A 15,583-nucleotide genomic window follows, 5' to 3' on the forward strand; every position below is an offset into this window, starting at 1 on the left:
CGTTTTTGCCTGTATTGTTTATGGCATAGGTTGCAGTCCTTCCCATTTGACGTTCCATTTGCCGTCTTTGGGGAACCCGGGATTCTTTTCTTTGCAGCCGTCCCAACCGGCGCACATCATGGCTACAGCACTCAGTAGGCCACCATTTCCGGGAAGGTAAATGCGTAGGCGTTGATCCTGATAATTATGTCCGTTAAGCAGATAGGTATTAGTTCTTTTGTCCATCAATAAAGCGCCAACAGCTTTATCCGGCATGCCCAGACGAGCGGCTGACATCGCAGTCATGGCAAAATCCCAACCCCAGGTTTTGCCCCAGTTCCAGTTGTCCCAAATCCAGTTGAAGGTATTTTTCATATAATCCGTTCTGACCAGATTACATTTAGGTAAAATGCCTAATGCGCCGAGTACCGCCATGTGGTCGGAGGTAAAACGGATATCTTTATAAGTGTCAGTCGCGGTTTCTGCGGCCAGATAGAGGCCATCTTGTGCTGCCAATGGTGAAAGTTTATCAATCAGCTCTTCCCATTGCAGGTTCTTGGGAAGTCCGGCACGTTTTCTCCACTCCTGCGCCACTCCCATGGCAAAATGCCAGTATGAGAGTTCGAATGGCGAATTGACGGTTTCGCTGGCGCGCAAAGTTTCCTGAGCGGGAATAGCACCTTTCAGCACATACCTTCCCTCCATCATGTCGTAAGTGGCAAACGATGCCATAAACTCTGCCGTAGCGAAAACCAAATCTTTATACTTGTTGATAACCTCCTGCGAAGGATGGTTGCGGTAAGCCATTTCGGCCATATAAATAAAGTGAGGCTGCTGCCAAATCAGGAAAGAACCGACTTTCGAAGGCGATTCCACTCCCGATGGATCGGTCATCTTCATCCAGCGTACTCCTTTAAAGCCTTGTCTTTCGGCAATCTGCTTCGCAATCGGGTAAGCCTTGAAGTACCAGTCGAGGCTGCGCTCCATCAGGTCGGGACGCCCCCATAAAGCAAAGTGTACTGCATGCCACCAGTGCATTTCAAGGTGAAATTTGCCAAACCAACTGTTATAGGTCAGTCCCGTCTCCTGTGGTGGAACGTTTCCGGAGCATTGAATGGCCATCAGGTATTGGGAAAGCACTACACGGCGTTCCAGCTCTTTAGCTCTTGGGTCTTTACATTGAGAAAAATCAATCGCGCCACCTCTTTGCCAAAAACCTTTCCAGTAGTCAGCCGAACGCTTCTCTGTTGTTGAAAAAGTGGAGTGATCAACGGGTTGCTGTTTTTGAGTGTACGCACACGTAAACGAAACCGAATTACCTTTCGGTGATAAAATAAAGTAGTGGGCAGCTTTTTCCGAGAAGTCGGCAGCGCCTGTCCATTGGATCGTTACGTAATATTCGGTAGCGTCGATCACACGTTTCAGGATGACGTATTGGGCGCCTTTCTCCACGACAGAGGTCTGGTGTTTTTCCGGAGAGTTCCAGTTGCAGGCATCATCGACGTGTTTGCCTGACGGATATGGGAATTTAAAGTTGATCTGCAAATGTCCCGCTGGTATAAGCGAAGAATTAATTTCACCGGCAATCATATCTGCTTCCGGGTCGCAAACTGTTTTTACCGCCACTGGCTGATTATCCACGGTGAAACGGCTATTGATCTCCCCAGTCCAGAGGTTAAGTTGTTGTTGCGTGTTTCTGAGGTCATTTGCCACCACTTTTTTGCCATTATTGGTGGTCATTTCCAGCCCGACCAGTCCCAGATGAATGCGGTGAGCATTTACACGAAACCAATCGGAGGCTTCCTGCTGGCGTCCCTTTTCATTAAACTGGGTAGAGTATAACTCCTGACGCCCTCTGAAGTCATACGCTTTCAGAGTCTCTTCAAAACGGTAGTTGTTGGGATTGGCAAAGCTATGCCATCCCCATTGGGATTGGGTGCCTAATGGAACACCATCAAGATACTTTTCAGGGAAAGTCTGTAATCCGGTAATGTCGGTTGTGAATGCAAAATTGCCGTTTCCTACACTTAGCGAATTCAGCGAGTCCAATGTATTGACCAATACATTGTTTCGGGTGACTAATGCTTCCCGATTAATGGGTGTGTTTTTTGCTTGAAGGTATATAAATGCAAAAAACAACAGAGCAAGAAATAGATTTCTTTTCTGTCTCATGGTTTAATTATAAGGTTAATGTGTAAAGCGGTTTTTTCCAGCTTTTTTAGTGAAAATAGTAGGTGGTAAAAGCTGAAAAATATGTAAAAACAAAAGTAAGAAGCCTCGTTGTTATGCGGGTTGTCAAAATGATTTTAATGATTAGTGATTTGATTTTTCGGGATAATTCGGGATTTGGGTGTTATGTGCTGTAATCTATTGTAGGATAGTGTGATAAGTTGTTTTAACTCGGGATAGAGCAGGATAGGTTAAAAATGGCAGTTGTTTTAGGGGGTAAAAGTGATTTTTACACAGGCTGTTTCGGGATGAGCGTGGGCGAATTGATAAAATTAAAGATATGGTATCATTTAAGGACAAAAAAAGAGGGCTTTAGGCCCTCTGGTTATTTGGTTGAATTCTCCCGTCCATGGTGGCGGTATTCAAGCGGCGTAAAGCCGGTTTTCTTCTTGAATAAGGTGGAGAAATGTTCCGTAGATTCGTAGTTGAGCATGATCGAAATCTCTTTTACCGGCTTTCCGGTATGTGTCAACAGTTCTTTGGCTTTTTGCATCTTTAGCTCCTGGAAGTATTTGGCGGGAGCAAAACCGGTATAATCTTTAAATACCTTTCTAAACCACGAATAACTCAGGTTGAGTTTCGAGGCGAGCTGTTCCAGGTCAATGTCTTGCATGATACTTTCGCGCATAATGATTTTGGCCCGCTCAATCTTCTGGTCGATTTCGTCTGTTTCGAATACTTTGTTTTTAAAGATGGAAAGAGCGATACCGGTGATGTGCATCACTATTCCGGCTAACAGTTGCTGAGCGCCGCTTTTGTCTGCCTTGGCGACCTCAATGGCTTCCTTGTAAAGGCGCACGATTTCTTCGCTCAGTCCGATGTTTAAAATCGGAGTTGCCGGGTCTAGAAAACCGGAAACAACAAGGTTGTCAATGATAGAGCCTGAAAAGCCTATGTAATATTCGTTCCAGCCCGACTTGATGTCCGGATGATAAGTGTGCCATTTACCGGGATAAAGCAGAAACAGGGAGCCCTGTCCGATTTGAGTTTCCGGGGTATCATCGCATTTGAAGACACCATGCCCCCGGGTGATATAAACAAGCTGATATTCGCGGAGAATTCGTCCTTTATTATAATTGAAATAATAACCGGAGGGATGTTCTTTGAGAGGATACTCTGAGCCGGGTTTGATTTCCTGAAAACCGACGCTGTTTACTGTCAGACCCCATTGATGGTCACAATCATTGGCAATCAGATACTTGATGTCGATGCTTTCACTGTTTGAAATCATAAGATGCTATGTTTGTTAGTAGTATTAGAAGTCCAAAAATAGCTATTTTATCACAAATGAATATCGCAATGGGTTGATAATCGCTGACTTTGTGGATGAAATGACTGGAAATGAATGGAAATCCATGCCAAAGACCATTTGTTCAGGAACAAAAAAGCGAAACCGGACCGATTTCGCTTTTCAATATTATTCCGCATCAGGCAATGCTTTTGCCGCGATGTCCAGCTGCTCATACCACTCTTCTCCGAAACGACGAACCAGCGGCTCTTTGAGGAATTGGTAAAGCTTTACACCTTCACGACGTCCCAAAACTTCGGCGCACTTGCATATTTTCCAGCGGTGTACATTCACGGCGGTAAAACCGTCATACTCTTTCAGTCGGACTGGGTAAAGGTGACAGGAGATCGGTTTGTAAAAGTCGGATTTGCCTTCACGAAATGCTTTCTCGAGGACGCATTTGCAAATGCCGTTTCCTTCGTAATAGGTAAAGACGCAATCTTTACCATGAATCAGATTGGTCACCAGGTCGCCCTCTTCGTCGATGTAGGAGACGCCGGTCTCTTCGATTACTTTCTTCGCTTCGGGCAACAGGTCATCCCAAATCACTGGTAAAAGCTCTTCGATTTTGTCCCGTTCTTCGTAAATGAGGGGTGCACCCGAATCACCCTCGATGCAGCAGGCGCCGAGGCAGGTGTTGAGGTCACAAATAAATTCGCGTTCGATCAGATCGAAGCTGATGATGGTATCATCTATCTGAAGCATGGATGTAGGGTGTTTAAACAAACGTAGAGACGCAAGATTTTGCGTCTCTACAATATGTGAATTCGAAATATTAATTCAAATTGTTAGATCAGGCTTTTGCCTGTCATTTCAGCAGGAACATCAACACCTAATATTTTGCAGATAGAAGGTGCAACGTCAGCCAGGATACCGTTTTCTACTTTCGCAGCAGTATTTTCTGTTACGTAAACGAAAGGAACCGGATTCAAAGAGTGAGCCGTGTTAGCCGAACCGTCATTGTTCACCGCGTTGTCAGCATTACCGTGGTCAGCGATGATAATTACTTCGTAACCGTTTGCTTTGGCAGCTTCAACTGTATCTTTTACACAGTTGTCAACCGCTACAATTGCTTTTTCGATCGCTTCGTAGATGCCGGTGTGGCCTACCATGTCACCGTTAGCGTAGTTACAAGCGATGAAATCATATTTTTGCTCGCCGATAGCTTTTACTAAGTTTTCTTTTACCTCGTAAGCGCTCATCTCAGGTTTCAGGTCGTAAGTCGCAACCTTTGGTGAAGATACCAGGATGCGCTCTTCGCCTTCGAATTCAGCTTCGCGACCGCCAGAGAAGAAGAAAGTAACGTGAGCGTACTTTTCAGTCTCAGCGATGCGGAGTTGTTTCATGCCCAATGAAGAAACATATTCTCCCAACGTATTTTGTACATTGTCTTTGTCGAAAAGGATGTGCATTCCCTGGAATTTTGCATCGTACGGAGTCATGGTACAGTAGTGCAAAGGAATGGTTTTCATGCCGTGCTCAGGCATATCCTGCTGAGTCAGTACGATAGTCAGCTCTTTCGCGCGGTCGTTGCGGTAGTTGAAGAAAATGATTACGTCACCTTCGCTGATTTTAGCCACAGGGTTTCCGTTAGCATCCACTTTCACTACAGCTTTGATAAACTCGTCGGTGATACCTGCATCGTAAGAAGCCTGAACCGAAGCAACCATATCGGTAGTAGGAGTACCCACACCGTTAACCATTGCATCGTATGATTCTTTCACGCGCTCCCAACGTTTGTCACGGTCCATCGCATAATAACGACCGATCATCGTTGCGATTTGGCCTGTGGTTTTAGCCATCTGGTTTTCGAGCGCTTCGATAAAGCCTTTACCGCTGCGTGGGTCTGTGTCGCGACCATCCATGAAAGCGTGAACGAAAGATTTTTCGATGCCGTACTCTTTAGAGATTTCCAACAACTTGAAAAGGTGATCCAAAGAAGAGTGTACGCCACCGTCAGATACAAGACCCATGAAGTGAACCTGTTTGCCGCTCTCTTTAGCGTATGTAAATGCTTTAACGATTTCCGGATTTTTCAGGATAGAGTTGTCGCGGCAAGCGATATTGATTTTCACCAAATCCTGATAAACGATGCGACCTGCACCGATATTTAAGTGACCTACTTCAGAGTTACCCATCTGTCCGTCAGGCAAACCGACGTTTTCGCCTGAAGCTTGCAACTGAGAGTTAGGGTAAGTAGAAACGAGATAATCCCAGTAAGGGGTAGGGGTGTTATAGATTACGTCTGCTTTCGAGTGATTGCCGATTCCCCAACCATCGAGGATCAGTAAGAGCGCTTTTTTTGCCATGATTAAAGTTGATGTTTATTTGTTTGTTATTCTATTACTTGAATCAATTCTTTACCGGTAGAATATTTAAAAACAATCTTCCCTTCAAATTGCTCGCAAAGGTAAGAAATTTATTGCTTAATTGATTATAAGAGAAGAGAAAGAAGGTGGAGGGGAGGTGCCTGCGTACTCATCTGTCTGTTTTTTTATTTCCAAGAGATTTGCAATAAATGGATTATTCCTTTTCTATAATAGTTGATTGCAAATATTCATATATATTTGCCGGGCATTGATTGAAATGTGAAAAATGTAACCAATCAATGAGGTGTATTTGCTGTACGTCCATGGAAAAAAAGAGATAGGAGATTCTTTATACCGCATTTTATTTCTAACCACAATTGAAAATAAGAAAACAAAATCATGAAACATCTGATGTTAATGTTTTGCTCCGGGCTTCTACTGCTGGCATCTTGCGATGAAGGAGGAGGTGAAGTAAAAGATTTAGACAAAACTCACTCTGTAGAGGTGAAATTAAGTACCAAAAAGCTTGATGATCAAAATACTTTGTTGATTACCAGCGAAAATGTCTATAAGGACAATCGCATTATCAAGACTATAACCCGTGTGGATACTGTCCCTTCATTATCAGACTCGCTGCAATATATGACGGATGATGACGGGAATCAAAGAGCAGAGTTTATTCCAAAAGAATACGAGTTTTTTGTCACTGTTAAATAAGAAGAGATGAAAAAAAGCTCAATAATAGAATTAGTATTGGTGGCAGGCATTACTTCATCCTGTAATCACCAGAAAGCAGAGCCTGCAAAGCGCTTATTTGTGCGTGGAGATAGTACCAGTCAATACACCGCTTCACAACGTGGGCATACCGGACATTATGTTCATTTCTATCCTTATGGTTATTTTGGTGGAAGCGGATATAGTCATGCCGGATACGAATCCGGAAGTATTTCAGGGAAAGCAACCAGCGGAAGTGTATCCCGTGGTGGATTCGGATATTCCGGTTTCAGGGTAGGAAGTTAATACGATGATATGAGACGAATAAAATGTAAGACCCGCGACGACTGGAAAAAACGTGTGGAGGAGATTGGTTTTGGATTTCACTCCATGGGGGATGTCTATTGGGACGAAACCGCCTACTATTCCTTTAATATGTCGCAGGTAGAGGTGTTGGAACAGGCTACGCAGGAGCTCTTCGATCGTTGTCTGGATGCCGTGCAGCACGTGATTGATCACAAGCTCTACTCTTTGTTTCATATTCCCGAACAGTACATTCCGCTAATCGAGCAGTCGTGGAACGATGATCTGCCATCCATATACGGACGCTTTGATTTCGCTTACGATGGCGTAAATCCTCCGAAAATGCTGGAGTTTAATGCGGATACGCCCACTTCGTTGTTTGAAGCATCAGTAGTGCAGTGGTTTTGGCTCGAAGATATACAGCGCGGAGCCGATCAGTTCAATTCCATTCACGAAAAACTCATAGCGTACTGGAAATACCTCAAGGATTATCTTCACAAAGGCCCGTTATATTTCTGTTGTCTGAAGGATAATGAAGAAGACCTCACTACCGTGGAGTATCTGCGGGATTGCGCCATTCAGGCGGGACTGGAAACGGAGTTTATTTACCTGGAGGATATCGGTTGGGACTCGGAAACACAAAGTTTTGTTGATATGGAATGTCGCCCTATTCCTAATCTTTTTAAACTCTACCCGTGGGAATGGTTGATCAACGAGGAATTTGGAAAACACATCCTTACATCGGCGACCAAAACAATCTGGATAGAACCGGCCTGGAAAATATTGCTTTCGAGCAAGGCTATTTTACCGATCCTGTGGAAATTGTTTCCCGATCATCCCAATCTCTTACCGGCATACTTCGAATCAACACCGTTCAAATACGATTTCGTAAAGAAGCCGATCTATTCCAGAGAGGGAGAGAACGTTACCATCGTGAAGATGCAGCAGGTACTGGCGCAGACTTATGGTAATTATGGTGAAGAGGGATATATATTCCAGCAATACAATCCGTTGCCGGAGTTTGAATACAATTATACGGTGGTTGGTTCCTGGGTAATCGGTTGCGAGCCCGCCGGGGTAGGTATCCGGGAAAGTAAATCCCTGATTACCGATAATCTGAGCCGTTTTGTGCCGCATATTATATCTTAAACATCTTTTCCTATACCTAAAATGATGATTATGTATGAGGTCATACCTGTACATAGTCATCATTGCTTTTTTATACTTTCTTCTTCCCCGATATAACCTGCCTCCGGCTTCTTTCATCAATTCAAATATTCGGATATTCGCCTTGCCTGCTTTTAGAAGCACATGTCTGAACTTTTCAAAATAGGGATTTGTTCTGAAAGAGAACCTCAAAAAAATAACACTATGAAGAAAAGACTCATTGCACTGTTTTCATTATCAATGTTTTTGTTGGTGTTGAATCCCATTCGGGTGATGGCACATTGCGAAATTCCCTGCGGTATTTACAATGATAAAATGCGTATTGACATGATTAGGGAGGACATTTCCACCATCGAAAAGAGCATGAACCAAATCGTGGAGCTATCAAAAGCCACTCCGCTGAATTACAACCAAATTGTCCGTTGGGTAAATAATAAGGATGAGCATGCGAATAAGATACAGGAAGTGGCGACGCAGTATTTCATGACTCAGCGTATAGCTTTGACCGATGATCCCACACTGCAAAAGAAGAATGCCGAAATGCTCCGGTTGTTACACCAACTCTGCGTGTATGCTATGAAAGCCAAACAGACCACTGATCTTGGTTTTGTGGAGAAGATGAAAGCGGTCACGGAGGATTTTGCCAAGTTATATCTGGGCGAGAATTATGACCATGACCATAAATGAGGGTCTAATTAGAATAACGTCCTTTTTGAAATAGTAACAACTATAATTGTTAGGACAAAAAAGCCGCAACGGGTAAGTAACTTTACGCGTTGCGGCTTTTTTGATAATGGTGAAATCTACCACGTCTTTAGCTGATTGGTTTTAAATATCCATTCCGGGGTTTCCAAATCACCGGAAATGTCGGCACTATACCACGGACTTAGTTGGGCATTGTCCGGGTTCTTCAATATTTGGGTCTCTTGTGCAGGCATATAACTCTGTGCCAGCATAAATATCTTCTCTCCTGTCTTATTTTCTGCCATATCTACCACAATTACCGCATGACCGGGAGAACCTCCTTTGATAAACACATCCCCAATCTTTATTTCCCTAATGCTTTTACTGTGGAGGCTTTTTGATAAAGATAATGTTCCTGCATACATGAACACGAAGTCAAGGTATTTGCGGAACTCTTTATAGGTATTTGACGGTTGAGCCGTTTTTTGCCAGGAGGTCTTATTTCCGGTTACTTTTACACGATAGCCTTTCATCCAATGGGGATAATCAACCTCAAAACCATTTGTCAATGTAAACGATATCTCATCGAAACGCTTTTGTTGAAATAGATACTCACCTCTTAAGCGAATGACTGCATCAGCACATTGTTGTAAATCCTGATGACCGATATTCATATCAACGACCGCATCATATACCTCGTTCTCTTTGATCGCCCCGTTGTAATAGCAAACTTTTGCTCCGAAAGGTTTTAAAGGTAAATGACGAAGATAATCAGCAAAGGAGTTATCTTTTACCGGTACTCGCGCAAATCCTTTGGGTAACTGGAACCGGGTGTTCAACTGGCATCCGTCTTTATTGATTCTCGAATTCTCCTTTTGTTTTGTAGATTGAGCACAGCAAATGAGAGTCAATAATGAAAAATATAGGAGTCTGAAGGGATACTTCATTAAGTTAGCTGGTTATATAATAGATAATTGTCTTTCAAATGGAGATTTCCATCATTAGATTGATTTTCTGCTGGCTATTTATTATACCTGACAGGTTTTCAAAACCTGTCAAGTATATAGTGATAAGAGATAATCTATTTCAGAATCTGCGGCTTATTACTTTATAAATCCAAAAAGCGGATTCATATTGTGCGCATATGATTCAATGCTGGCGCTCCTTAGATTATCTGGGAAGAATCTCCATTTTAAATCACTGGTGATGTTGCTGGTAAGGCTTGTTTCAGTTTTAACACTACCGGTTGCAGATTGATTATAATAAACTCTTTTCATAACTAATTCATTCCATCCTTTTTTTAGGATAAAATCATAATTAGCAGTATAAGTCTCGCTATATGCTTTGCCTTCATTGTATGAGTGGATCTCTTTTCCTGATACTTTTAATTCCCGATCAGAATAAACAAATACAGACATAGAAGCACCAGTCGAATCCTCTTTTTCAAATGAATTGTAGTTTGTTTTTAGGATTTCTCCGCAAGTTACTCCGTTTCTAGACGCATAAAATTCCATTGAGTATTTACTTACATAGGTGTTTGTATCACTAATAGAGCCGGTAAAATCTTCATCAAACATATCATAGAACCGAACAAGGCCAGATGATGCTGGTGTTATCGTCGTTTTTATTGAAAAACTTCCATCTGAAGCAATAGTTTCGTATCCGAAATGCGTTGTGTCTTTATTGCCCAGTTTTAGATAAGCTAATACACTATCTACACTTCCACTGATAAAGGAATCAATCTTTCCGCTCAAAAGATTATTGGATAAACTACTGTTTGTATTTGAACTTGCAGAAGGTTCATTCTTTTCACAACTAACAATCGTTACGCTTAATACAAATAATAACACAAAGAATTTTAGTAAATGTTTTATATTGAATTGGTTGTAATTGTCTACTCGTGGGCTTTTCGGCTTTCGCTCCCTGTCTTTTGTGATTTCCGGGTATTTTGAATTGATTGTATTAATTTTCACACAGCTAAGGTAGTGGTAAAATGAATATAAAATGATATTTGTGTTAATTATATGTGAGGAAGATAAACTCAAAATAATGAGCGACTCTTCTTTGCAATTATGTTTAGTGAAACCAAAACAAACTCAATTGTATTCCCTAAGTTTGATATTTATCCAAACGGGATACGATAGGAATCTAATTTATTTATAATTTTGAAGAATCACACAGAATAGAAAATCAGGTAGAATACATGAAAAACAAGAAAGACTGGTATCAACGCTTATGGAATATTGTTGAAAATCACATTATTCCGATCTATAAGCGTCACAGGATGTCAGGCGAGATCAATGCGAACGCTATGATCCGCCGTCGTTTTTTTGTCCCGATAGCAGCTCTGGTGGGTATTGTGATTATCGGTTTCTTCGGCTACATCATCATCGAAGGTTATTCCCCGCTCGATTCTCTGTATATGATGGTGATCACATTTGCCACCATCGGCTATGGCGAAGTGCATCCGTTGTCCGATCAGGGGCGGATATTTACCATATTACTGATCGTATCGGGTTTTACAGTGGGCTTATACGCCTTGGGGCGGTTGTCTGCTTTTTTCATGGAAGGAGAATTATTAAATGTTTTAAAGCTAAAGAGAATGGACAAGGCACTGGCAAATCTCAAAGATCATTACATCATTTGCGGTTACGGTAAAACGGGAAAAAAAGTAATGGATGACCTTTTGCATAAAGGCCAGAAAGTCGTTTTGATCGAAAGCAACGCAGAACGGAATGAAAAACTAAAAGAAGTTTTTCACGAAAACCTCCTGCATATCGATGGCGATGCCACCAACGATGAAATATTGGTACATGCCGGCATCGAGCGGGCAAAAATCCTGATCTCTGTACTGAATACCGATGCGGAAAACCTTTTCGTAACGCTCAGCGCCAAGGATTTAAACCCCATCATCAAAGTAATTACCCGTGTGGAGGATGCCAGTTCCACCCCGAAATTTAAAAAGGCGGGTGCTGACTTTATCATCTCACAGATTGAACTTGCATCGGAGCGCATTGTCTCTATCGCCACCACTACGACAGATTTCTTCAGTTTTGTGGAGTTTGCCGATAATAAAGAAGAGATGCGTGGATATAAATTTAAGCTGGTAGAGATACATGAAGGAAGTGACCTGATCGGTAAGACCTATCGCGAGGCCAACATCCCTTCCCGCACCAACCTCGTCGTGATTGGCTCCTATACATCTTCGGAAAATCTTCAGGTAAACCCCAAAGCCAACGACGTCATTCACCTGGGTGACCGCTTACTGGTCTTTGGTAAGGATGAACAGATACATCTGTTGTCTTCACTTGCGAAAGCGTGAGAGGCATAACATAAAACAAATAACCCGACTCAATTCCTATTTTGAATAAGTCGGGTTATTTGTTTGTAAGCAAGTAATTCATGTTTTTACCGAGAATAGACAATCCGGTAAGCGGTATAAAACCGCTGCCCGGTGTGGAGCGCCAGCGATCAGCGGCTTCAGGCCGCTTGACGCGTTATAAATACATCCTATAAACACATATAATCCGGGAAAATACTTATCAGCACTTTCCCGCAAAGCATAAATATCGGACTCAAATCCTACACCATCTCTATCTCCTCCCCATCGGGTAGGGCGGAAGGGGTCTCTTTTCTTTCCCGATACGCTCCAATCCACTGCTTCACTGCATAAAAGAACACTGTAAACGCGCAAGCCATAATCAACAACGTCAACGCCAGGTTGATCGAGCCCTGCACCCACTTGGCATCGTCCGAAATCTGGGGAATATAGATATTAAAGATATTTGTTACCCCGGCATAAAGAGTCGTGAAGCCCACAAAGATGAACGGCACCATTGTAATCCAGGCATATCGGAGCAATCCGCGGTTGATGATAAAAGAAGTACCCACCGCCAGCGCTATCGAAGCCAGCAACTGGTTAGCCGTACCAAACATTGGCCATATAGTCGCCACACTGCCCGTATAAATGAAGTAGCCCCAGCTAAAAACCATAATAGCACTCGCAATCAGGTTGCCCGGCAGCCAATTGCTTTGCTGAAACGGCTTATAAACCTTGCCTAGCATCTCCTGTATCACGAAACGACCGATACGTGTGCCCGCATCAATCGTAGTGAGGATGAAAAGCGCTTCAAACATGATGGCGAAGTGGTACCAATAGGACATCAACCCGTTTAGTCCCGGGATAGACGAGAAAATCTGAGCCATACCGACTCCCAATGAGACCGCACCACCGGTACGTCCGGCAATCTTTTCTCCCACTTCCGCCGAAAGCTGATTCAGGTTCGAATCGGTGAATCCCATCGCCTGTAACTTGGGTAAAAAAGCTGCAAACTTCTCGGCAGGAATGTTTATCGCGAAATAGTCATAAGGCAACAGGCTGGAGGCTGCAATCAGAGCCAGAATACTCACGGTACCTTCCACCAGCATGGAGCCAACGGCAATACTTTTGATGTGAGACTCCTTCATCAGCATCTTCGGCGTCGTACCCGAACTCACCAGCGCGTGAAAACCCGAGATAGCCCCGCAGGCAATCGTGATAAAGAGGTATGGAAACAGCGTACCCGGAATAATGGGGCCGCCACCGTGTATAAATTCCGTGAAAGCAGGCATATGCATGGTCGGAGCTACAATTACAACGCCGATAGCCAGCATCGCAATTACCGCAATCTTCATAATGGAACTCAGGTAGTCGCGCGGCGAGAGTAACAGCCACACCGGAAGTACCGAAGCCGCAAATCCGTATATCGCAATAAGAATAGTCAATGTCTTATGGTCAAATGAAAACCACGAAGCGAGGGGTGAATCGGGGATATACCGTCCGTAAACCACGGCAAGGGTCAATAGAATCACCCCCATCACCGTAGCTTCGGCTGTTTTCCCTTTCCGGAATTTAAACATCCAGATCCCCATGAACAAAGCGATGGGAATGGTTGAGGCAATGGTAAATGTACCCCACGAACTCTCTGCCAATGCGTTCACCACGACCAATCCCAGTCCGGCCATGGCTATCACCAGTATCAAAAAGATGGCCAATGAGGCAGTACCGCCGCTCACTTTGTTGATTTCACGTCTTGCGATCACTGCGAGCGATTGCCCGTCGTACCGGATGGAGGCAAAAAGGATAATATAGTCGTGGATAGCCCCTGCAAAGATGGAGCCGACGAGCATCCACAGAAAACCGGGGAAGTAACCGAATTGCGCAGCCAATACGGGACCGACTAAAGGCCCTGCACCCGCTATCGCGGCGAAGTGATGCCCGAAAAGCACCCATTTACTGGTCGGGACAAAGTTGTGTCCGTCAAAATGCGAGTGGGCAGGAGTTAATCTTTCATCGTTGATGGTTGCCACCTTTGCGGCAACGAAGCTGAAATAGAATCGGTAGGCAATAATAAAGATCAATATCGCACCGAGAATCAAAGGCATTGCATTCATGGCATAATAACATAGAAGAGACGTGGTCCATCGCGTCTAATGATCCATCGCGTCTCTTTAGATTTAATAATTACAGGTTACACAAAAAGGAAGATAAGAAAAGCACACAGATGACGCAGATGCAAGCAACACAGATTTACACTGATTATTTTCTTATCTGTGTAGATCAGTTTAAATCTGTGTCATCTATGTGCTATATATTCATCCGTGTTCCATCTATTCGGTTTCAAACTGATCCAGCCACATATATTCCCCGTCAAAAACCGCGAAGGAGAAATATTTGATCCAGTCGCCCAGGATAATGATGCGGCTACGTTGAGCCAGCATCAGGTCGAGCATGATGTGGCGGTGTCCGAAGACGAGGAAATCAGCCTGATTCGTCTGGAGAAATTCTTTGGCATACAACACCAGATGCTCTTTCTCCTCACCCTGGTATCCGGCGTAATCGTCACCCGTTTTGCGGCTGTGTTTTGACCAGTTGAGGCCGAAAGGTATCGTCCAGCGCGGGTGTATCCAGGTAAACATCTTTTGCAGGATCTTATTGTGGAATATGCCGCGGATAAATTTAAAGCCAAGGGAATTATCACCCAGTCCGTCACCGTGTGCAATGTAAAACGACTTCCCGAGGAGATTACAGGAGAGGGGTTCGCGATGGATAATTGCACCGGTTTCTTTTCCGATATAGTCAAAAATCCAGATGTCATGGTTTCCGATAAACCAATGCACCTCAATGCCTGAGTCGGTCAGCTCTCCGAGTTTGCCCAGGAAGCGGGTAAAACCCTTCGGAACCACATATTTGAATTCGTACCAGAAATCGATCATGTCACCCACCAGATAGACTGCTGATGCATCGTGTTTGATGCTGTCGAGCCAGCGTACAAACCGTCGTTCATTCTCTAAAGGATCATCAAACGTGCGGGAGCCGAAGTGGGTGTCAGAAGCAAAGTATATTTTTTTCATTTAGGGGAAATATAAAACGCAAAAACGCAAAGACACGAAGCATAAATACTTAGCGTCTTTGCGTCTTCGCGTTCAGACTATTATAAAAATCCGAGGTCCAGTTTAGCCTCATCACTCATCATGTCTTTGCTCCATTCCGGTTCAAAAACAATTTCGACATCCACGCTTTTCACATCTTCCACACTTTCCACTTTCATGCGCACATCTTCTACGATGAAGTCGGCAGCCGGACAGTTGGGGGCGGTAAGCGTCATTTCGATGCGTACATTCTTTTCATCGTCGATATCGACTTTATAAATCAGACCGAGGTCATAGACATTGACAGGGATTTCAGGATCGAAGACCGTCTTGAGCATTTTGATGATCCTCTCTTCCATTAGCAGAAATTTATTTTCCATATTGATTGATTCTACGTTAGTGGTTTTACGTTGTTCGTGAACTATCAACATAACAACGCTTTAATTGGTTGACAAAAATAGTGATTTTTTCCTTTACCACAGAGTGATACAGAGTTTTA

At 43.5% G+C, this 15,583-nt stretch carries 14 protein-coding genes; 5 read left to right on the forward strand and 9 right to left on the reverse strand.

All coding sequences use genetic code 11. The features are described from left to right. Nucleotides 1-18 precede the first annotated feature (18 nt). From MLE17_RS07960 to gpmI, 4 genes are all read right to left on the reverse strand, one after another. A complete protein-coding gene (locus MLE17_RS07960; RefSeq protein ID WP_243348225.1) occupies nt 19-2,151 on the reverse strand; it encodes a hypothetical protein in 2,133 nt (710 codons plus the stop codon). A gap of 382 nt (nt 2,152-2,533) precedes the next feature. After that, complete coding sequence (locus MLE17_RS07965; RefSeq protein WP_243348226.1) at nt 2,534-3,439, reverse strand: helix-turn-helix domain-containing protein; 906 nt, start codon at nt 3,437-3,439, stop codon at nt 2,534-2,536. A gap of 186 nt (nt 3,440-3,625) precedes the next feature. After that, nucleotides 3,626-4,201, reverse strand: coding sequence for a DUF3109 family protein (locus MLE17_RS07970; RefSeq protein ID WP_243348227.1), 576 nt, complete (start codon nt 4,199-4,201; stop codon nt 3,626-3,628). An 83-nt stretch (nt 4,202-4,284) separates the two neighbouring features. Continuing rightward, nucleotides 4,285-5,805 carry a 2,3-bisphosphoglycerate-independent phosphoglycerate mutase gene (gpmI, locus tag MLE17_RS07975; protein ID WP_243348228.1) on the reverse strand — a complete coding sequence of 507 codons (1,521 nt, stop codon included), beginning with the start codon at nt 5,803-5,805 and terminating at the stop codon, nt 4,285-4,287. Nucleotides 5,806-6,204: 399 nt separating this feature from the next. On the opposite strand from gpmI, the gene MLE17_RS07980 reads away from it, so the two are divergent. The 4 genes from MLE17_RS07980 to MLE17_RS07995 all read left to right on the forward strand — a co-directional run bounded on the left by MLE17_RS07980 (nt 6,205) and on the right by MLE17_RS07995 (nt 8,676). After that, nucleotides 6,205-6,522, forward strand: coding sequence for a hypothetical protein (locus MLE17_RS07980; protein WP_243348229.1), 318 nt, complete (start codon nt 6,205-6,207; stop codon nt 6,520-6,522). A gap of 6 nt (nt 6,523-6,528) precedes the next feature. Then, on the forward strand, nt 6,529-6,825 hold the full coding sequence (locus MLE17_RS07985) for a hypothetical protein (RefSeq protein ID WP_243348230.1): 297 nt from the start codon (nt 6,529-6,531) through the stop codon (nt 6,823-6,825). A 9-nt stretch (nt 6,826-6,834) separates the two neighbouring features. Further along, complete coding sequence (locus MLE17_RS07990; protein WP_243348231.1) at nt 6,835-7,971, forward strand: glutathionylspermidine synthase family protein; 1,137 nt, start codon at nt 6,835-6,837, stop codon at nt 7,969-7,971. A 222-nt stretch (nt 7,972-8,193) separates the two neighbouring features. Further along, on the forward strand, nt 8,194-8,676 hold the full coding sequence (locus MLE17_RS07995) for a superoxide dismutase, Ni (RefSeq protein WP_243348232.1): 483 nt from the start codon (nt 8,194-8,196) through the stop codon (nt 8,674-8,676). Nucleotides 8,677-8,792: 116 nt separating this feature from the next. Here the strand turns inward: MLE17_RS07995 and MLE17_RS08000 are convergent, their stop codons facing one another. Further along, a complete protein-coding gene (locus MLE17_RS08000) occupies nt 8,793-9,620 on the reverse strand; it encodes a DUF4846 domain-containing protein (RefSeq protein ID WP_243348233.1) in 828 nt (275 codons plus the stop codon). A gap of 156 nt (nt 9,621-9,776) precedes the next feature. Further along, entirely contained in the window at nt 9,777-10,646 is an 870-nt protein-coding gene (locus MLE17_RS08005; protein WP_243348234.1) for a hypothetical protein, read from the reverse strand. Nucleotides 10,647-10,876: 230 nt separating this feature from the next. On the opposite strand from MLE17_RS08005, the gene MLE17_RS08010 reads away from it, so the two are divergent. Further along, a complete protein-coding gene (locus MLE17_RS08010; protein ID WP_243348235.1) occupies nt 10,877-11,995 on the forward strand; it encodes a potassium channel family protein in 1,119 nt (372 codons plus the stop codon). Nucleotides 11,996-12,255: 260 nt separating this feature from the next. Here the strand turns inward: MLE17_RS08010 and MLE17_RS08015 are convergent, their stop codons facing one another. The 3 genes from MLE17_RS08015 to MLE17_RS08025 all read right to left on the reverse strand — a co-directional run bounded on the left by MLE17_RS08015 (nt 12,256) and on the right by MLE17_RS08025 (nt 15,464). Then, on the reverse strand, nt 12,256-14,106 hold the full coding sequence (locus MLE17_RS08015; RefSeq protein ID WP_243348236.1) for a carbon starvation protein A: 1,851 nt from the start codon (nt 14,104-14,106) through the stop codon (nt 12,256-12,258). 216 nt (nt 14,107-14,322) lie between these two features. Beyond that, on the reverse strand, nt 14,323-15,066 hold the full coding sequence (locus MLE17_RS08020) for a UDP-2,3-diacylglucosamine diphosphatase (RefSeq protein ID WP_243348237.1): 744 nt from the start codon (nt 15,064-15,066) through the stop codon (nt 14,323-14,325). 80 nt (nt 15,067-15,146) lie between these two features. After that, complete coding sequence (locus tag MLE17_RS08025; RefSeq protein WP_243348416.1) at nt 15,147-15,464, reverse strand: metal-sulfur cluster assembly factor; 318 nt, start codon at nt 15,462-15,464, stop codon at nt 15,147-15,149. Between the last annotated feature and the right edge of the window lie 119 nt (nt 15,465-15,583).

It is taken from the genome of Parabacteroides sp. FAFU027 (assembly GCF_022808675.1).
Lineage (GTDB): Bacteria > Bacteroidota > Bacteroidia > Bacteroidales > UBA7332 > CAXXIC01.

Coding starts and splice junctions, on each gene's coding strand:
- MLE17_RS07960 (WP_243348225.1), bottom strand. CDS start 2,151: ATGAGACAGAAAAGAAATCTATTTCTTGCTCTGTTGTTTTTTGCATTT.
- MLE17_RS07965 (WP_243348226.1), bottom strand. CDS start 3,439: ATGATTTCAAACAGTGAAAGCATCGACATCAAGTATCTGATTGCCAAT.
- MLE17_RS07970 (WP_243348227.1), bottom strand. CDS start 4,201: ATGCTTCAGATAGATGATACCATCATCAGCTTCGATCTGATCGAACGC.
- gpmI (WP_243348228.1), bottom strand. CDS start 5,805: ATGGCAAAAAAAGCGCTCTTACTGATCCTCGATGGTTGGGGAATCGGC.
- MLE17_RS07980 (WP_243348229.1), top strand. CDS start 6,205: ATGAAACATCTGATGTTAATGTTTTGCTCCGGGCTTCTACTGCTGGCA.
- MLE17_RS07985 (WP_243348230.1), top strand. CDS start 6,529: ATGAAAAAAAGCTCAATAATAGAATTAGTATTGGTGGCAGGCATTACT.
- MLE17_RS07990 (WP_243348231.1), top strand. CDS start 6,835: ATGAGACGAATAAAATGTAAGACCCGCGACGACTGGAAAAAACGTGTG.
- MLE17_RS07995 (WP_243348232.1), top strand. CDS start 8,194: ATGAAGAAAAGACTCATTGCACTGTTTTCATTATCAATGTTTTTGTTG.
- MLE17_RS08000 (WP_243348233.1), bottom strand. CDS start 9,620: ATGAAGTATCCCTTCAGACTCCTATATTTTTCATTATTGACTCTCATT.
- MLE17_RS08010 (WP_243348235.1), top strand. CDS start 10,877: ATGAAAAACAAGAAAGACTGGTATCAACGCTTATGGAATATTGTTGAA.
- MLE17_RS08015 (WP_243348236.1), bottom strand. CDS start 14,106: ATGAATGCAATGCCTTTGATTCTCGGTGCGATATTGATCTTTATTATT.
- MLE17_RS08020 (WP_243348237.1), bottom strand. CDS start 15,066: ATGAAAAAAATATACTTTGCTTCTGACACCCACTTCGGCTCCCGCACG.
- MLE17_RS08025 (WP_243348416.1), bottom strand. CDS start 15,464: ATGGAAAATAAATTTCTGCTAATGGAAGAGAGGATCATCAAAATGCTC.